This is a genomic window from Nonomuraea rubra (assembly GCF_014207985.1).
Taxonomy (GTDB): domain Bacteria; phylum Actinomycetota; class Actinomycetes; order Streptosporangiales; family Streptosporangiaceae; genus Nonomuraea; species Nonomuraea rubra.
On sequence record NZ_JACHMI010000001.1, the window covers coordinates 2281520 to 2299336 of the forward strand.

Here is a 17817-nt window from a genome sequence, read left to right on the forward strand (position 1 = left end):
GATGACGCATGCTCGACAACGCTCCAGACGCGAGCACAGGGGTGGGTCCAGAGGTGAGCCCGCACGCGGGCACGGCGGTGGGCACAGAGGCGAGTCCGCAGGTGGGCACGGTGGCGGGGACGGTGGTGAGCGGGGAGACGGCGCCGGGGTTCGAGGTGGTGCGCGAGGCGTTCGCGGCCAACCTGGCCTCCGGGGCGGAGGTCGGTGCGGCGGTCAGCGTCTACCTGCGCGGACGGAAGGTGGTCGATCTGTGGGGCGGGCTCGCCGTCCCGGAGACGGGACGCCCGTGGGAGCGCGACACGCTGCAGGTCGTCTACTCCACCACCAAGGCGGTGACGGCGGCGTGCGCGCTGCTGCTGGCGCAGCGCGGCGAGCTCGACCTCGACGCGCCGGTGGCCCGCTACTGGCCCGAGTTCGCGGCCAACGGCAAGGAACGGGTGCCGGTGCGATGGCTGCTCACCCACCAGGCGGGCCTGCCCACCCTCGACCACCCGGTCACCCCGGCCGAGGTCATCGCCTGGAACCCCGTGGTGGACGCGCTGGCGGCCCAGCGGCCGTTCTGGGAACCGGGCACCGAGCACGGTTACCACGCGCACACCTACGGATGGCTCGTCGGCGAGGTGGTCCGCCGGGTCTCCGGTCGCAGCCTCGGCACGTTCCTCGCCGAGGAGATCGCCCGGCCGCTCGGCCTGGACCTGTGGATCGGGCTGCCCGAGCAGGAACACCACCGGGTCAGCCGCATCGTCACCGACCCGGGCGGCTTCGACCCCTCCGCCATCGACCTGGCCACCGTTCCCGAGCCGATGCGGGACATGATGGCCGCCTACGCCGACCCGGCCTCGCTGACGGTGCGCGCGATGATGGTCGTCCAGCCGTTGCTGGACCACAACGACCCCAGGGAGCAGGCCGCCGAGCTGCCCGCCACCAACGGCATCTGCACGGCACGCGCCCTGGCCGCCTTCTACGCCGCCCTCGTCGGCGAGGTGAACGGGCACCGCATCCTCACCCGCGCCACCCTGGCCGCCGCGACCGCGGAGCAGGTCGCCGGCCTCGACCGCATCCTGCGCGTGCCCGTCCGCATCGGCACCGGCTTCGGCCTGCCCACCCCGGACGCCTACTGGTACTCGCCCACGGCCTTCGGCTTCGGCGGCCTCGGTGGCTCCCTCGGCTTCGCCGACCCGAGCACCGGGCTGGCGTTCGGCTACGTGATGAACCGCATCCGGGACGGCGTACCGGACATGCGGGCGGCCCGCCTGTTCCAGGCCGTCAAGGAAGCGATGCGGGCGCACGCCTGACGGGCGCCGCCGGAGCGGTGGTGCAGGTGTGAGGCGCTGTCACGGGGCGGGGCAAGCGGGTGTCTCTGAGCCGCCGTCACGGGGCGGCGCAGGCGCGCGGCGGGCGTTGCCGTCGTCTCGGCTGCTCGTCACCAGCGCCACATCCCCACCCGCGTCCGCACCCCGGGAGACGCGTGCAGAACGGGCTGCCCGTCGGGGGCGGGCAGTCCCGCGGCCTGCACCAGGCTCTGGTCCAGGCCGATCAGGCGGGCGTGGTGCAGCGGCCACGGCGGATGCTCCACCTGGGCGGCGGCGAGCCGGCCGGCCACGAGGCTGAACAGCCGGAACCGGGCGGTCAGGAAGTGCGCCAGCTCGTCGCGCTCCCGCTCCGCCAGTGGCACGCCGGCCTCCACGTCCACGTCGCACCGCGCGCCGACCGGCCCGGGCAGGCGACGGCGGCACCTGTACCGGGTGTGGCCGTTCTCGCCGTCGACCGACATGTCGGACCAGAAGTAGGGCAGCCAGAACCCGCCCCGCCCGCCGAGTGCGGCGGGCAGGCGTCCCGCATCGAGGGAGAAGAACCAGATCCCGGTACGGCCGCGGGCATCGCGCACGTACGTCCGCACGTTCGTCTCCGGGAACGTGGACAGCCACGGCAGCGCCGGAACGCCGGGCACCCGTACGTCCCGCATGAGGAAGCAGGTGAGCCCCACCCACGCCGCCCCGTCGAAGGTCTCCACCCTGAGCTGGGCCGGGAGCAGCGCCTGCACCTGCTCCGGCCGGTAGCGCCAATGAACGAAGGTCATGCGCGACCACCGCTGGTACATCACGGGCAAGGCGACCCGGGGCGACTGTGGAGCACGCATCCCGCACCCCTGCCCGCCACCGCCCCGCGCAATCGGGGAATCCCCCGGTTCAGGCGCTCTGGTCGTCGCGGATCGGGGAGTTCCCCGGTTCAGGCGCTCTCGCCCTGGATCGCGTACAGACGTCGCCCGTGCCCCGGCGAGTGATGCAGCCGGTCCAGCAGGATGCCCTCGCGCAACGCCCACGGGCAGATGCGCACCACCGCCAGGTTCAGTGCGGCCATGGTGGCGTCGGCGACGATGGCGCCGGCGAGGATCTGGCGGGCGCGAGCCGCCGAGACGCCCGGGAGTTGCGCGCGTTCCATGGGCGTCCGGGCGGCCAGGACCTCGATGGCCTCACCCAGGTCGACCCGGTGCAGCTCGCGGACCACATGGGGCCCCGCCTTCGCCTTCGGCCCCCCGCACAGGCGGGCGAGCTGGGCGAACGTCCTGGAGGCCGCCACCGCGGTGGCCTGGCCGATGCGGTGCGCGCAGAGGTCGCCGACGTTCCTGGCGAGCACCGATTCGACGTGCTCGCGCAGCCGCTTGCGGTGCTTGCGCTTCACCCGCTCGGGGTCCGGCAGGTGGTGGCGGGTCAGGCGGCCGGCGCCCAGAGGGAGGGAGAGCGCCAGGTCAGGGGTTTCGCCGTTGCCGTAGGCGAGCTCCATGGAGCCGCCGCCGATGTCGGCCAGCAGGATCGGCCCGGCCGACCAGCCGAACCAGTGCCGTGCCGCCAGGAAGGTCAGCCTGGCCTCCTGTTCGGCGTCCAGGTAGCCGACGCGGACGCCCGAGGTGGCCTGGATCTCCGTCAGGATCGCGTCGCGGTTGGCGGCGTCGCGCACGGCCGAGGTGGCGTACGGCACCAGCTCGTGCACCCGGTGCCGGCTCGCGACGTCGGCGGCCTCCCTGACGGCGTCGGTCAGCCGGTCGATCCCCGCCCGCCCGATGACCCCGTCCCGGCTGATCGCCTCGGCCAGGCGGATCTGGCGTTTCAGCGTGGCCACCGGTTGCGGCGGATAACCCGCCGTGAGGTCGGCGATACGCAGATGGGCGGCATTGGAGCCGATGTCGAGAACGCCGAGTCGCATGGTCATGCGAATACCCGTCAATGACGCGAACAATCTTCATGAGCGCGGCCGTATCGGTTTACCGGCCTATTCGCCGGGCGGCCGGCCGCAATGGCGAAGGTGGTGCACGAGTTATGGCCGGTTATTACGCAGAGTAAAGGCTTGACGCCTATTACACGGCCACGGATTTATGCCGACTGCTCCTGGGGGCCGTGTTTCCTGGCCATGGCGGCGCGCCCGCGCGGGATCAGGCTCGGGTTGACGTTCCGCAGCACCGCGTCCTCGTTGATCAGCACGCGGGCCACGTCGGTGCGGCTGGGCACGTCGTACATCACCGGCAGCAGCACCTCCTCCATGATGGCCCGCAGCCCGCGCGCTCCGGTGCCGCGCAGCAGCGCCAGCTCGGCGATCGCGTCCAGAGCGTCACGGGTGAACTCGAGGTCCACGCCGTCCAGCTCGAACAGCCGCGCGTACTGCTTGACGAGCGCGTTCCTGGGCTCGGTCAGGATCTGGATCAGCGCGGTGCTGTCGAGGTCGTGCACCGTCGTGATGACCGGCAGGCGTCCGACGAACTCCGGGATCATCCCGTACTTGACCAGGTCCTCCGGCATGAGCGCCGCCAGCGAGCCGCCGTCGCCGGGCTGCCCGCCCGCCGGGCGCAGCACCGAGTCGAAGCCCGTTCTCCTGTGCCCGACGCGCTGCTCGATGAGCTGGTCCAGGCCCGCGAAGGCGCCCCCGCAGATGAACAGGACGTTGGTGGTGTCGAGCTGGATGAACTCCTGCTGCGGGTGCTTGCGCCCGCCCTGGGGCGGCACCGACGCGGTGGTGCCCTCCAGGATGCGCAGCAACGCCTGCTGCACGCCCTCGCCGGAGACGTCGCGCGTGATCGACGGGTTCTCGCTCTTGCGGGCGATCTTGTCGATCTCGTCGATGTAGACGATGCCGGTCTCGGCCTTGCGTACGTCGTGGTCGGCGGCCTGGATGAGCTTGAGCAGGATGTTCTCGACGTCCTCGCCCACGTAGCCGGCCTCGGTCAGCGCCGTCGCGTCGGCGATCGCGAACGGCAGGTCCAGCAGCTTGGCGAGGGTCTGCGCCAGGAGCGTCTTGCCCGACCCCGACGGCCCGAGCAGCAGGATGTTGGACTTGGCGAGCTCGACGTCGTCGCCGCGCGAGCCGGTGCGGCCGGAGAAGATGCGCTTGTAGTGGTTGTAGACGGTGACCGACAGCGTCTTCTTGGCCTTCTCCTGGCCGACGACGTGCGCGTCGAGGAAGGCGTAGATCTCGTGCGGCTTGGGCAGGTCGTCGCGCCTGACCTCGGAAGTCTCCTCCGCCTCTTCCTCGATGATCTCGTTGCAGATCACGATGCATTCCTGGCAGATGTAGACGCCAGGGCCGGCGATGAGCCTTCTGACCTGCCGCTGGCTCTTGCCGCAGAACGAGCACTTGAGCTGATCCGCACGATCACCGAGGCGCGCCATGTCAATCGCTCCTTCGCCGGGATTCTCGCCCGGTTGCGAACACTACCCACCGTGACGGGTTTGGGGGCAGAGAGCAATTCGCAGGTCAAGGTGTGGTGGCGGCGGACCTCCGCTCACCTCGACCTTTCCGCCCGGGCGTGAGACTTCCGGGCGGACGCGGACTTCTGCGTTTTTCGTTCCACAGCGTACACGCCGGGGGCGTACCGGCGACAGGCCGCGCGGGCGCTCGCTCCCAGGGTCGAATGGCTCCCCGGGAATTACGGCACGGAATGAATTGACGCCGGCGGGTGCGCTTTATATCGGGATCGGCCGGGAGCTCGAATTCGGCCATTCAGCCGGATTCTCGCCGGCCGCCGGACCAGGGCGGTCGCGGGAAGCGTGTCCCCCGTGAGAGCTACCCGCGACTGTCCACCGGACGGTGACGATTACGGCCCGCGGGATCCCTAGCGTTCTCGGCGTGACCGCGGCGCACCGGCCGCGGGAGGTCGCTAGGGAGTCGTCATGCGTCTGTTGAAGCAGCTCGTGCCCGCCGTGGTGGTCGCCGCCGCCGGTAACGCGGCCGTGCAGGCGGTGGGGGGAAATCCGTACCTCACCCTGGTCCTCGGCGTCGCGACGGCCGCGCTCGCGCTGTTCGTGTACGCCAGGACGGTGCGCTGGTCCGAGCGCCGCGAGCCGGCGGAGGTGGCCGCGGCGGGAGCCGTGGCCGCGACCGGCCGCGGGATGCTGATCGGCGCCGGGATGTTCGCGGCCGTCATCCTGAACATCGCCTTCCTGGGCGGCTACCGGGTGGACGGCCTGGGCTCGGTGACGGGCGCGGTGGCGATGATCGGGTTCATGGCCGCCGCCGCCGTGACCGAGGAGGTGATCTTCCGCGGCATCCTGTTCAGGATCGTCGAGGAGCGCCTGGGCACGTGGCTCGCGCTGGTGCTGACAGCGGTGCTGTTCGGCGTGATGCACCTGTTCAACGCGCACGCCACCCTGTGGGGCGCGATCGCCATCGCCATCGAGGCCGGCGGCATGCTCGCCGCCGCGTACGCCGCCACCCGCACCCTGTGGCTGCCGATTGGCCTGCACTTCGGCTGGAACTTCGCCGCGGCCGGCATCTTCGCCACCGAGGTCTCGGGCAACGGCGCGTCCCAGGGCCTGCTGAACGGTGTGACGTCCGGCCCGGCCCTGCTCACCGGCGGCGGGTTCGGGCCGGAGGCGAGCCCGTACGCGGTGGTGTTCGGCCTGCTGCTGACGGTCGTGTTCATGTCGCTGGCCCGCCGGCGCGGCAACCTCGTCCCGCTGCGGCGCCGCGCGGCCGCTACGCTCTCCCGATGACCGGCCTCAGTCGAGCTCCGGAGCCCGGCCTCAGGCCGGCTCCGGAGCGGCGTGCCCGTTACGCTCTCCCGATGATCGACTTCCGGCGGATCGCGGAGCCGTGGCAGCGGTACGACGTCACGGTCCGGGACCTGCCGTTCGGGCTGGCGCTGGCCGTCGTGTCACTGCTCCCGGCGCTCCACGGCAAGGGGACGCAGGTCGGCGACCTGCCGGTCCGCCCCATGGACGAGCTGGCGATCCTGGTGATCGCTCTGCAGTCCCTGCCGCTCGCGGTGCGCCGGCGGTGGCCGGCCGTCTGCCTCGTCCTGGTGTCGCTCGGGTTCGCCCTCGACCAGGTTCTCGCGTACCACCCGCTGGCGAGCAACGCGATGCCCTTCGCGCTCATCAGCGCGGGTGTCCATCTGGAGCGCGGCCGGCGCATCGCCGTGGCCGGGCTCACCGCGGCGTACGTGCTGCTGGCGGTCGTGCTCAGCCGGCTCGGCGCGAGCGAGCCGCCGGAAGGGTACGTGGTGTTCTACGTGGCGCTGGCCTTCGCCTGGGGCATCGGCGCGTGGCTGCGCTTCAGCCGGGCCACCGAGGCGGAACGCCGCCGCCACGTCGCCGAGGCCACCCGCGCCGCCGAGCGCACCCGCATCGCCCGCGAGCTCCACGACGTCGTGACCCACCACGTGACGGCGATGGTCGTCCAGGCCGAGGCCGCCCGCTACCTGACCGCCGCGCCGGACCGCCTCGACGCGGCCCTGACCGCCGTCACCGACACCGGCCGGCGGGCCATCACCGACCTGCGGCACATGCTGGACCTGCTCAACCCCGGCCACGACACCGACGGCAGGACACCGTCCGCGGGCGACCTGCACGCGCTCGTGGAGCGGACGCGCCAGGCCGGGCAGCCGGTGGAGCTCGCGGAGGAGGGCGACCGTGCGGAATCGGCGGGCAGCGCGGAGTTCGTGACCTATAGGGTCGTGCAGGAAGCTCTGACGAATGCCCTCAAATACGCCCACGGCAGGCCCACCGTGGTTCACGTGCGCTACGGGGAGAAGGAGATCAGCGTGGCGGTCAGCACCGACGGCTCAGGATCCCGGACCGCCTCTCCCGGCGGGAGCGGGCGCGGCCTGGCGGGGCTCCGGGAGCGGGTCGAGGCCCTCGGCGGCGAGTTCAGCGCCGGCCGCCAGCCGGGCGGCGGCTTCCTCGTCAAGGCCCGCGTCCCCGCGGGAAGCCCGGCATGATCCGCCGCGGCGGCCTCCCCGGGAGGTCCGGCATGATCCGCCCGGGTAGGCTCCGCGGGAGGTCCGGCACGATCCGCCTGGGTAGCCTCCCCGGGAGGCCCGACGCGCTTCGCCGCGGCGGCGGCTGCGCGGGGAGAGCGGCGTGAGCGCGCCGGTCCGGGTGCTGGTCTGCGACGACCAGGCGCTGATCCGCACCGGCTTCGCCACCATCATCGACGCCCAGCCCGACCTGGAGGTGGTGGGCGAGTGCGGCGACGGCCGCGCCGCCGTGGACCTCGCCGGCCGGCTGAGCCCCGACATCGTGGTCATGGACGTGCGCATGCCGGTGCTCGACGGCATCGAGGCCACCCGCCTCCTGGCCGGCGCCGGCGTGGCGGACCCCGTCAAGGTGCTCGTGGTGACCACGTTCAACCTGGACGAGTACGTCTACGAGGCGCTGCGCGCGGGAGCCAGCGGGTTCCTGCTCAAGGACGCCCCGCCGGCGCAGCTCCTGCACGGCATCCGCACCGTCGCGGCCGGCGCCGCGCTGCTGGCGCCCGAGGTGACCAGGCAGCTCGTCGGCAGGTACGCTTCCCGCATCCGTCCCACCGACCACGCCCAGGACGACGTGGCGCTGACCCCGCGCGAGCTGGAGGTGCTGCGCCTGATCGCCGACGGCCTGTCCAACAGCGAGATCGCCGCCACGCTGGTGATCAGCCAGGAGACCGTCAAGACGTACGTGTCGCGCATCCTCACCAAGCTCGACCTGCGCGACCGCGTGCAGGCGGTGGTCTACGCGTACCGCAACGGCCTGGTGACCTGAGCGGACGCGGTCAGGCGCGTGGGGCGGCCGGCGCGGGCAGGCCCGCGTCGAACAGGCGGGCGTCCACCTCGTCGAGCGCCAGGCGCAGCGCGCCCAGGGCGACGCTCTCGGCGCCCAGCGTGGAGGCGCGGATCTCGGGGACGCGCAGGCAGGTGCGGCCGAGCTCGCGGGCGAGCTGGTCGAGGATGAGGTCGGCGGAGCGGGAGAAGCCGCCGCCGAGGACGACGACCTGCGGATCGAGGGTGAGCACCAGGGCGGCGGTGCCGACGGCGAGGTCGCGGGTGTAGCGGCGGACGGCCGTCCTGGCCACCTTGTCGCCGGCGCGGGCGGCGTTGAACACCCAGGCGGCCGCGTCGTCGGTGCCGATGCCGGCGGGCAGGCTCGGGCAGTTCTCCAGGTGCGAGGGCGCGGTGAGCCAGCGGACGGCCCGCAGCGCGCCGATCTCGCCCGCGGCGCCGCCGTAGCCGCGCCGCAGCGCGCCGTCGATGATCAGGCCGGCGCCGGTACGCATGCCCGCCAGCAGGTAGACGATGTCGTCGGCGTCGCGGGCCGCCCCCTGCCAACGTTCGGCGAGCGCGGCCAGCTTGCAGTCGTTCTCCACCTGGACGGGGCAGGAGAACCGCGCGGCCAGATGCTCGGCCGGGCTCACGCTCTCCCACCCGGGCAGCGGCGTGAACAGCGCGGTACGGCCGCTGGCGTCGACCGGCCCCGTCACCCCGACGGTGATCGCCCAGATCCCGGCGGGCCGCAGGCCGGCCGCGGCCAGGCACTCGTCGATGGCCGCGTCGACGACGGCCAGCCGCGCCGCCGGGCCGGCGTCGGGATCGACCGGCAACCGGCTGGTGGCCGCGACCGTGCCGTCGAGGTCGGCGAGCATCGCCAGCACCTTGTGGGCGCCGACGTCCACGCCGACCACGTGGCCGGTGCCGGCGTTGAACCGGTAGCGGCGGGCGGGGCGCCCGACGACGCTGCTGCCGTCGGGCTCGACCACGGTGAGCCAGCCGTCGGCGACCAGGCCCTGCACGATGACGTCCGTGCCGGGCCGGGACAGCCCGGTGCGGGCGGCCAGCTCCGTGACGGTGGACGGCGGGTTGGCCCGCAGCGCCCTGACGATGCTGAGCGCGTTGAGCTCCCGCATCCGGCTCACGTCCGTCCCGGTCGTGACCTGCTCGGTCACCGTCGCCCCCCTGCTTAACGATGCGCTCTTGACAAAAAGGGTAATGCGACCTCAGGGGATCGGGTACCACTGCCCGTCATCGGCCGGGGCCGAAGTCCAACCTCCCACCGCCGTCGCGGGCGAACACGTACCGGTCCTTGCGCACGATGGCCGGCTCACCCGGCAGGTGCGTCATCAGGTTCGCCAGCTCCTGCTCCGCTCCCCGCTCCGCTCGTGATGGGCTTTTGGTACGGCGGCGACAGTGCCATCACCATCGACTCCGTCTCGTTCCAGTGACGCCCGGGGGGCTGGGGTGTACCCGGCCTCCTCGCCTGGGGGGCAGTTGCTCGAACTTCCGTACGGCCCTTGAATGGGGACTTATGTTCCTCCGCAGCCCCAAGCCCTTCAGCCGGCGCCCCACCGAACTCCTGATCGGGGTCGGGTTCTTCGTGGCGGTCGCCGCATGCGCGGTTACTGCGCTGCTGGTTCCAGATACGCAGGTCGAGGTGCGGTTCGCCGCTATGGGGGTGGCGGCTTGTCTGTATGCCGTGGTTGCTGCCGATCTGTGGGCTGCCGCTGTGACGGGGGTTCTGGCGTGGACGTTGGCTACCGGGTTCCTTACTCATCCTGTGGGGGAGCTGAATGTGACTGGTGGGTCTGATGGGATTAGGCTCCTGGGGATCATGGGGATTTCTTTGGCTGGGGGGCTCTATGGGGTCTATCGGCGGCGAGCGGATCTGAAGCGGTGACCGGGGTGGTCGTCGTCGGCCGGGATGTGGATGGGCCGGCTGTTGTGGGGCCTGTTGTTGTCGGGCCTGCTGTTGTGGAGCCGGTTGCCGTTGGGTCGGCCGTGGTCGGACCGGCTGTTGTCAGTGCGGTTGTCATCGGGTCGGCTGTTGTTGGATCGGCTGTCATCGGACCAGCTGTCACGAGACCGACTGTCAACGGGCCGGCGGTCGGCTGACGGCGCCGGTGGTGGCCGTTCGTCGTCGGGCTGGCGGTCGGCTGATGCCGGTGGCGGCGTCTGCCGGGCCGGCGGTCAGCTGAAGGCGCCGGCGGCGGCGTGCTCCTGCACGAGCCGCTCCTGCTCCCCGGTCCAGCCGGCAGCCTCGCGCAGGGCGGCGAACTCGCGCGCCAGCGAGGTGGCGGACGTGGTGCGCGCGTCCGTGCCGACGGTGACGGCCAGGCCCGATGCCAGCAGCCGGGTGGCGGGATGGGCGGCCAGGCTGGGAACGGCTCCGGTCTGCACGTTGCTGATCGGGCACGTCTCCAGCGTGATGCGGTCACGGCGCAGGCGTTCGACCAGCGCGCCGTCCTCGGCACAACGCACGCCATGGCCGATCCGGCGGGCACCGAGCACGTCGATCGCCTCCCACACGCTCTCGGCCCCCGCCGCCTCGCCCGCGTGCACGGTGCACGGCAGCCCCGCCCCATGCGCCAGGTCGAACGCGGGCCGGTGCGGCGCCCCGGGGTACAGCCGCTCGTCGCCGGCCAGGTCGAGCCCGCTGACCACGCCGCGGTGCCGTACTGCGGCGTCGGCGACGGCGAGACTCTCCTCCGGGCTCTGGTGACGCAGGCAGCACAGCAGCAGTGCCGTACGGACGCCCGTCGCGGCCCGTCCCTCCGCCAGCCCGGCGGCGACCGCCGACACCCCCTCGTCCAGCGTCATGCCCAGCCGGCCGTGCTGCTGCGGCGCGAACCTCGCCTCACCGTGAACGACGCCGTCGGCACTCCAGTCCTCCACCAGCTCCCGCGCCGCCCGGCGCAGCGCCTCGGGGGTCTGCAGGACCCGGAGCGGAAGGTCGAAGTAGGTGAGGTACCGGGTCAGGCTGCCGCATTCGGGAGGCGCGGTGACCAGCTCCACCACCGGCCGGTCCACGGGGATGCCCTGCTCGCGGGCGAGGTCGGCGATGGTGTCGGGGCGTACGGAGCCGTCGAGGTGACAGTGCAGGTCATGGCGGCCGTTCATGCAGGTCCTTCTTCCGTCAGGGACGTGACCACGGGGGCGTCCAAGGGTGTGCGGTTCGGGAGGAATGTGATCAGGACGTTCAACGACATGAGGGACGCGGGGGCGGGGGAGACGAGCGTTCACGGGCGCGGTGATGAGGAGGTTCAGATGTGTGCGGTGGAGCGGGCGTCTGCAGGAGTGGCGGTGGAGCGGGCGTCTGCAGGAGTGGCGGTGGAGCGGGCGTCTGCAGGAGTGGCGATGGTGCGGGTCTTCGTAGGCGTGGCGGTGGTGCGGGCGGGCACGGGCGTGGCGGCGGTGAGGGCGTCGAAGAGCAACTGCTTGAAGCCCTGCTCGTCGACCCGGCGGACCAGGGTCAGGTTGGGCGGGGGTGCCGAGCGCCGGCGGTCGATGACGAGCTGGCCGCGGGTCTCGTCGCCGACCGCCACGTCCACATGGGCCTGCTCGCTACCGAGAACCAGCTCGGGACGCAGGGCCACCGCCATCGCAACGGGGTCCGGGAGGTCGTACCCGGCCAGGCCCGTGACGTTCCGGGCCCAATCGGCGACGGTCCGGTTGATGCGGTGGGCGAAGGCGGCCAGAGGAGTGCCGAGGCTCTCCAGGTGGCGCTGGTCGTCGGGGGTCATGACGGCGTACTTGCGTGAGACGTCCCAGCCGATCCAGGTGACCCTGTCGGGCGTGGCCGCCTGCAGCACCACGCGGGCGGCCTCAGGGTCTGCCCAGACGTTGAACTCTGCGGTCGGGGAGACGTTGCCGCGCATGTCCGCCGCGCCCGCCATGCAGTAGACGTGACGGAACCGGGTCAGCAGCTCGCGGTCCCGGAGCAGGGCGGCGGCGAGGTTGGTGAGCGGCCCCAGGGTAACGAGCGTCAGCTCACCCGGATGCCGCCGGGGCAGGGACAACAGGACGTCCACCGCATGACCTTCGGCGGGGCCGCGCGCCGGCTCGGGCAGACCGACGTCGCCCATGCCGTCGAGCCCGTGAACATGCTGCGCGGTGGACGGCGGCCGGGTCAACGGCCGGTCGCAGCCGGGGTGAACGGGCACGCCGGCCTGCCCAGCCATCTCCAACGTGATCAGAGCGTTACGGGTGGCCGTCGCCAGCGGCACGTTACCCGCCACGGTGGTCACAGCAAGAACCTCACCGCCACCGCCCGAAGGCCGGTCGCTTACGGGTCGGTCGCTTACGGGCCGGTCGCTTACGAGCCTGCCACCCACAGGCCTGCCGCCCACAGGCCCGTCACCCAGGCGCTCGCTGCCACCGATTGCGGGCACGCCGCCCGCACGCACGCCGCCGCTGGGGACCGAGACCACGTCGTCGCGCCCCACCCGAGGCGCGTCCCTGCCCACCGGATGCGCGTCGCCGCCGCTGACCGGAGGCACGTCGTTGGCGCCGGTTGGGCGCGTGTCGTTGTCGCTGGCTGCGGGTGCATCGGTGCCGGTGAGCGGAGGCATGCCGTCATCGCCGGGCGCGGGCATGTCGCTGACGTCGGGCGCGCGTACGTCGTCGTCGCTGGTCATACGTACGCCGTAGTCGCCAGTCGTGCGTACGTCGTTGTCGCCGGTCGTGGGCATGGTGCTGCCGGCGACTGCCAGTAGCAGGGCCACCGCGTCGTCCGAGCCGGTGTCGGTGTCGATGAGGAGGGGAAATCCCGGCACGTGCTACCTCGTCTAATCGATTAGATTGCGGGATGCATCATCTAATCGATTAGATGCGAGAATGTAAAGCCCATGAGCAGGCAGATCACCGTGGCCGATGTGGCCCGCTTGGCCGGTACCTCGACGGCGGTCGTCAGCTACGTCATGAACAACGGTCCTCGACCGGTCGCCGCCGCGACCCGGGAGCGTGTGCTGGCCGCGGCCGAAGAGCTTGGTTACCGCCCCAATCGCATCGCCCGCGCGCTGCGTTCACGCACTACGGGCGTGGTGGGGCTGGTGCTGGCGGATGCGCTCAACCCGTACTTCGGCGCGCTGGCCGGGCATGTCGAGCAGGCGCTCGCGGGGCACGGCAGGCTCATGCTCATCGGTAATGCGGGTTACTCCGGCGAGCGCCAGCGGCATCTTGTCGAGCGTTTTCTCGACGCCCGGGTCGACGGTCTGGTGATCGCCTCCGCTGATGCGGGCGATGACGTGGCCGCGCACGCCCGGGCGGCCGGTGTGCCCGCCGTGTACCTGCACAACGGGCCCGCCGCGGGTGATACGCCACTGGTCACCGCCGACAACGGGCAGGCGGTTCGGGAAGCGGTCGCCCACCTGCGTGAACACGGTCATCGAGACATCGCCTTTCTGGCCGGGCCGCAGGACACCGGCCCGGTGGGCCGGCGGCGGGAGGTCTGGCAGGCGGCCACCGGAGGGCGGGGTGTGTTGCTGCGCTCCGGTTACGCCCGGGCCGCGGCTGACACGCTGATCCGCTGGCTGGTGTCGACGGGAGACGTGCCGGGTGCGGTGATCGCGGCCACGGATGAGCAGGCCATCGGGTTGCTGTCCGGTGCCTGCGCCACCGGCCTGTCCGTCCCTGGCCGGATGGCGGTCATGGCTCTGGACGGCACCCCCGACAGCGCCTACACCGCTCCGTCGTTGACCGTCACCGGCCAGCCTCTCGCGGCCATGGCGCGGCAGGCCGTCGACCTGCTGCTCGACGGCGCGGCTCCGCCATTCGCGCCAAGCGCGCCCCTGGTAAGGAGGCGTAGTTGCGGCTGCGCGGATGCCCCCGTTCGGGGGGCGTAGTTGCGGCTGCGCGGACGCCTAGGGTCAGGGGGCGTGCCTGCGACTGCGCGGACGCCTCTGGTCGGCAGGCGTGGTTAGGTGCAACTGCGCGGACACCCTCGGCTGGGCGGTCTAGCTGCGGCTGAGCGGGTGGCTCTTGCTGTTGGGCCGGTTGACTCTAACTGGTGGATGGCGTGGCTTCGTCGTGGTCGCCGAGCGCGCCTCTTGTCAAGGGGGTGCGGCTGCGGCTGTGGGGATGGCTGGATGGGCGACAGGGCTGGAGGCTCAGTGGGCGGCATTCGGGCCGGAGAAGGGGAGATGCCTTCCGTCCGCAGGGTGGCAGATGTTTCCCGCCCTGGAACAGGAGAAGCCTCCCGCTCTCCTACAGCGGGATTGGATCCCGCCCCTTGGCGTTATGAATCAACCTCGTCGGTGCCTGGCAGAGGGACGGTCGCCATGTCCGGCCCTCCGGAACAGGCTGCGAGGCGGTCGGCCAACGAAGCTGTGGCGACTACAAGATCAGCGGGCTTCTGGCTGAGATCCAGGACATGCGCGTGCACGCTGATATCCGAGTTCTTGATCCGGTAAGGCTGTGCCGACGGCGTCCCGGAGGCGTAGACGAGGTGCCCCTCGGTGAGGCCGAGAGCGGTGCAGTAGGAGATCAGCTGAAACAGGTGCCCCGTTGGCGGAGCACCGTCCAGAGTCCGATACTTCGCGTCCACGATCACGACGGGCCGCCCGTCGCGATAGATGAGGATGTCGGGCTGGAAGAGCACCCGCCTCTGCTGGTCGAGCGGGTGCCCCTGCTGGGCGACGCAGCGAAGGCTGTGCGGCGAAAGCCCAGTGGCTAGTTGTCTGGTGAGGAAACGTTCGAAGATCTGGGCCATGTTCAGGATGAACCCGTCGATCTTTATCGCCTGCGAACCCTCCTGTTGTAGTGAGGCTCCAGAGAGGATCAGTTCAGCCAACTTGAGCGCGGGGACATAGCGCTCGTTGAGCCGGGTTGGCCTCCACCGCGGCAGCGGTGCGCCGGGTCGGACGGGGACGACGCCGACGAGCCTGCCGCTCAGATGGCGGAGCAGCGCGATCGTGGTGTCCGCGACGCCAGGCAGGGTCTGGACGAGCTCGATTGCGCCGAGCAGTATCTGGTTCTCGGGAATGTCGGCCAGGTAGTCGTCATAGGCGACTTCGATCGCGGTGGGCAGCCCCATCCGGCGGCTCAGCTGGGCGCTGGTCCGAATCCGGCCCCGCACGACGGTGAGAGCGTCCTCGCGGTAGACATAGCCGTGCAGAACCCCGCGGCGAAGCACGCGCTCTGCCGCGCGGGTGAACACGGTGGCCAGTGCGGGCACGAGCAGGTCGTCGGTGGCGGCGGTGATCTGGCGGTGTTGCCAGATGTGGTCGTTGTCACCGAGCAGGCCGAGGAGCCGCCGGACGGGCAGTTTCGGCTGGATGCGTAGCTCGATGGCGCCGTCGTTGTGGCCGAGCCGTACGGTCCCGACGCGCTGGCGGCCCGCGAGCCGCCACCGTCCGCCGGCGGTCGGGGTCATGGTGACCAGCTCAGGGACGGTGGCCAGCGTGGCGACCTGCGCCGGAGTCAGGGGCCGGGGCGGGCCGGCGGTGGCCTCGGCGAGGTGGAGATGCAGGGTCATGGCAGAGTGTGGCCGAGCGCGGCGAGCAGGGCCGGCAGGCCGTACTCGGCCTCGATGTCGTTGAGTTTGCCGTAGAGCTGGTCTTCCAGCAGGGGCAGGATCTCGGCCGCCCAGATGAGTTCCAGTCCGCGCCGGGTGGCCACGTTGGGCGCCATCAGGTAGGAAGGGCCGACTGCGCGGTCGGGGTCGTTCAGACGGCGGTTGACCTCTTCCAGCAGGAGCGCGGGTAGAACGGGGAGTTTCTCGCGCTCCAGCCAGCGGCGTAGCAGCCCGTCGACCGGGAGCCGGTCCGGGGCCAGGGCGCGGAAGACGAACCGGCGGCGCATGGCCGCGTCGATCAAGGCCACCGAGCGGTCGATGGTGTTCATCGTGCCGATGACGAAGACATTCTTGGGCAGCTTGAAGGGCTCGTCCGGCGAGTATTGCAGGGTGATCTCACGGTTGCGGTACTCCAGCAAGAAGTACAACTCGCCGAACACCTTGGCCAGATTCGCGCGGTTGATCTCATCGATGACCAGGACATACGGCCGGTCCGGCTCCTTCTCGGCGGCCTCCACGGCGTTCTTGAACGGGCCGGGCACCAGGTCGAAGCCGATCATGCCGTTCTCGGCGAGCCGGGGGCGGAAGCCTTCGATGAAGTCCTCATACCCGTAGGAAGGGTGGAACTGCACCAGGCTGGTGCGATCGGGACCGGCCAGCGCCTCGCCGAGCCTGGTGGCCAGGTAGGTCTTGCCGGTGCCGGGCGGGCCGTAAAGGATCATCTGCCGTTTGGCGGTCAGCAGGTCGGCGGTCTCCTGCAGCCAGCTGAGCGGCATGAGCAGGTCGTCGGCGAACGCCTGGGTGAGTGCCGGCACGATCAGGTCACGGGTCTCGTCCTGAGCCAGCACCTCGTCGGTGAGCTGTTCCTCCAGCCCGGCGTCGGTGGCCAGCGCCGCGATCACACTGGTCAGCTCACCGATCGTCATCGCGGTCTTGAGCTTGGCCTGGGCTTCCTCGGGGAGAGCCTGGCGGCTTATGGGGCTGGGGTTCCACTCGACCGAGCGGCGACGAGCCAGGCCACGGCCGGCGGAATCGTCGTAATACGCGTCGCCGGTGATGGTGCCGACGTAGACGGCATCGTCGTTGACGGTCGCGATGAGATCTCCAGGTTGAAAGCCGCTGAGGAAACGCCATAGCTGCCCGGCCGCGACGTCCTTCCTGCCCTGTTTGGCGTCGGGAAGCCCGGCAGCGACAGCGTCCTTGACCTGCTGTCGGGACGCGCCGGCCGGTAGCTGTTTGATGTCCGAAAAGCTGACGGAGCAGAAGCCTCCGGCTAGCCACTGGGGGATCGCGTTGACGCCGTCGACGTTGGCCCCTCGCACCAGCCAGCCCTTCTGCGGCCGTGGTGGCGGGGGCGGCTCCCAGCGAGACCGCCAGGGCTCGTCATAGAAGCTGAACCGTCCACCCTGCTCAGCTTCTATCTGCTGGCGTATGGCGTGGATATCACGATCGAGATCGCCTGTTGGCTCGGCCAGCCGGTCGGCGAAGGCATCCCGGATGAGCTGCTTGTTACGCTCGACGGAGACCGGGGCGAACACATCGGGAAACAGTAAAAACAGCAGCACGTGGAACTGGGCGCGGGCCCGCGACTTGCCGTCGTAGTCGGTGAGCACCGATTCGGCCAGGTCTCGGAAGCGCCACGGATCCTGCAGAGCCGATTCCCGTTCGCCGAGCGGTAGCTTCACCAACAGCTGCGTGAGGCGGATGAGGAACGCGAACTGGGCCCAACGGTAGTTGAGGAACGCTTGGCCGCCTTTCATATAACCCGGTGAGGCCGCCGCAGCCAACTCCTCGGGCACCTTCACCTCGAAAGATACCCATGACAGCACACTGCCCAGGATCTCGAATTTGCGATTGACGCCGATTGTGGCCGGGCTCAACGGCATGACATTGAGATAGAGCAATTCGGCGGCAAGCACGATCGCCTCATCGCTGCCCTCGGAGATCTGCCGTTTGAGCTTGACCAGGAACTCGTCAGAGGACTCGTCGAAGTTCTCCACGAACCGGCGGAACAGCTCGTCCGCGGCATCCGACGTCCATGCGCGCAGGCCGGGAGCAAACAATGACTCCCCGGTCAGAACACCACCTTGGACTACCTGGCGTGCCGCTCGGCATACGATGACGCCCTGTTCCCAATCCACCATGAGTCCCTTCCGCGTGAAGTCTCCTACACATCCTCAGGCATCCTGCATAACGTTACGCAGGTGGATCAGAAGGCGTTTCGGGTCTATGGACGATCTAGCAGACCAGGGCGTGTTCGAGACGTCCTCCGCGCCTGGCCGCGAAC

General features: G+C 70.8%; 13 protein-coding genes. 5 read left to right on the forward strand and 8 right to left on the reverse strand.

Annotated features, from left to right (window positions below):
* Positions 1–53 precede the first annotated feature (53 nt).
* Positions 54–1295 carry a serine hydrolase domain-containing protein gene (locus HD593_RS10410; RefSeq protein ID WP_312903419.1) on the forward strand — a complete coding sequence of 414 codons (1242 nt, stop codon included), beginning with the start codon at positions 54–56 and terminating at the stop codon, positions 1293–1295.
* 128 nt (positions 1296–1423) lie between these two features.
* Here the strand turns inward: HD593_RS10410 and HD593_RS10415 are convergent, their stop codons facing one another.
* The 3 genes from HD593_RS10415 to clpX all read right to left on the reverse strand — a co-directional run bounded on the left by HD593_RS10415 (position 1424) and on the right by clpX (position 4661).
* Positions 1424–2140 carry a YqjF family protein gene (locus HD593_RS10415; RefSeq protein WP_185101973.1) on the reverse strand — a complete coding sequence of 239 codons (717 nt, stop codon included), beginning with the start codon at positions 2138–2140 and terminating at the stop codon, positions 1424–1426.
* Between the two features lie 89 nt (positions 2141–2229).
* Positions 2230–3210: a Ppx/GppA phosphatase family protein gene (locus HD593_RS10420; RefSeq protein WP_246546438.1), complete on the reverse strand. Its 981-nt coding sequence runs from the start codon at positions 3208–3210 to the stop codon at positions 2230–2232.
* Positions 3211–3371: 161 nt separating this feature from the next.
* On the reverse strand, positions 3372–4661 hold the full coding sequence (clpX, locus tag HD593_RS10425) for an ATP-dependent Clp protease ATP-binding subunit ClpX (RefSeq protein ID WP_185101974.1): 1290 nt from the start codon (positions 4659–4661) through the stop codon (positions 3372–3374).
* Between the two features lie 501 nt (positions 4662–5162).
* On the opposite strand from clpX, the gene HD593_RS10430 reads away from it, so the two are divergent.
* From HD593_RS10430 to HD593_RS10440, 3 genes are all read left to right on the forward strand, one after another.
* Complete coding sequence (locus HD593_RS10430; RefSeq protein ID WP_185101975.1) at positions 5163–5984, forward strand: CPBP family intramembrane glutamic endopeptidase; 822 nt, start codon at positions 5163–5165, stop codon at positions 5982–5984.
* 71 nt (positions 5985–6055) lie between these two features.
* Entirely contained in the window at positions 6056–7210 is a 1155-nt protein-coding gene (locus HD593_RS10435) for a sensor histidine kinase (protein WP_185101976.1), read from the forward strand.
* 142 nt (positions 7211–7352) lie between these two features.
* Positions 7353–8012 (forward strand): response regulator, encoded by a 660-nt coding sequence (locus HD593_RS10440; RefSeq protein ID WP_185101977.1) that lies wholly within the window; start codon positions 7353–7355, stop codon positions 8010–8012.
* Between the two features lie 10 nt (positions 8013–8022).
* On the opposite strand, the gene HD593_RS10445 is transcribed toward HD593_RS10440, so the two are convergent.
* From HD593_RS10445 to HD593_RS10455, 3 genes are all read right to left on the reverse strand, one after another.
* Positions 8023–9189 (reverse strand): ROK family transcriptional regulator, encoded by a 1167-nt coding sequence (locus HD593_RS10445; protein WP_221524711.1) that lies wholly within the window; start codon positions 9187–9189, stop codon positions 8023–8025.
* A gap of 1018 nt (positions 9190–10207) precedes the next feature.
* Complete coding sequence (add, locus tag HD593_RS10450; RefSeq protein ID WP_185101978.1) at positions 10208–11137, reverse strand: adenosine deaminase; 930 nt, start codon at positions 11135–11137, stop codon at positions 10208–10210.
* A gap of 143 nt (positions 11138–11280) precedes the next feature.
* The gene (locus tag HD593_RS10455; protein WP_312903420.1) at positions 11281–12792 is read right to left on the reverse strand and encodes a nucleoside hydrolase; all 1512 of its coding nucleotides are present in this window, start codon (positions 12790–12792) and stop codon (positions 11281–11283) included.
* A 72-nt stretch (positions 12793–12864) separates the two neighbouring features.
* Between HD593_RS10455 and HD593_RS10460 the strand changes: the two genes are divergently transcribed.
* Positions 12865–13860 (forward strand): LacI family DNA-binding transcriptional regulator, encoded by a 996-nt coding sequence (locus HD593_RS10460; RefSeq protein ID WP_185101979.1) that lies wholly within the window; start codon positions 12865–12867, stop codon positions 13858–13860.
* 392 nt (positions 13861–14252) lie between these two features.
* Here the strand turns inward: HD593_RS10460 and HD593_RS10465 are convergent, their stop codons facing one another.
* Positions 14253–15491 carry an McrC family protein gene (locus HD593_RS10465; RefSeq protein WP_185101980.1) on the reverse strand — a complete coding sequence of 413 codons (1239 nt, stop codon included), beginning with the start codon at positions 15489–15491 and terminating at the stop codon, positions 14253–14255.
* The gene (locus tag HD593_RS10470) at positions 15488–17674 is read right to left on the reverse strand and encodes an McrB family protein (protein ID WP_221524712.1); all 2187 of its coding nucleotides are present in this window, start codon (positions 17672–17674) and stop codon (positions 15488–15490) included. Before HD593_RS10470 ends, HD593_RS10465 begins: the two co-directional genes overlap by 4 nt.
* Between the last annotated feature and the right edge of the window lie 143 nt (positions 17675–17817).

What these genes read in the sequence shown, in the direction of transcription:
- HD593_RS10465 (WP_185101980.1), bottom strand. Translation starts at nt 15,491, where the DNA reads ATGACCCTGCATCTCCACCTCGCCGAGGCCACCGCCGGCCCGCCCCGG.
- add (WP_185101978.1), bottom strand. Translation starts at nt 11,137, where the DNA reads ATGAACGGCCGCCATGACCTGCACTGTCACCTCGACGGCTCCGTACGC.
- HD593_RS10470 (WP_221524712.1), bottom strand. Translation starts at nt 17,674, where the DNA reads ATGGTGGATTGGGAACAGGGCGTCATCGTATGCCGAGCGGCACGCCAG.
- HD593_RS10435 (WP_185101976.1), top strand. Translation starts at nt 6,056, where the DNA reads ATGATCGACTTCCGGCGGATCGCGGAGCCGTGGCAGCGGTACGACGTC.
- HD593_RS10415 (WP_185101973.1), bottom strand. Translation starts at nt 2,140, where the DNA reads ATGCGTGCTCCACAGTCGCCCCGGGTCGCCTTGCCCGTGATGTACCAG.
- HD593_RS10460 (WP_185101979.1), top strand. Translation starts at nt 12,865, where the DNA reads ATGAGCAGGCAGATCACCGTGGCCGATGTGGCCCGCTTGGCCGGTACC.
- HD593_RS10420 (WP_246546438.1), bottom strand. Translation starts at nt 3,210, where the DNA reads ATGACCATGCGACTCGGCGTTCTCGACATCGGCTCCAATGCCGCCCAT.
- HD593_RS10430 (WP_185101975.1), top strand. Translation starts at nt 5,163, where the DNA reads ATGCGTCTGTTGAAGCAGCTCGTGCCCGCCGTGGTGGTCGCCGCCGCC.
- clpX (WP_185101974.1), bottom strand. Translation starts at nt 4,661, where the DNA reads ATGGCGCGCCTCGGTGATCGTGCGGATCAGCTCAAGTGCTCGTTCTGC.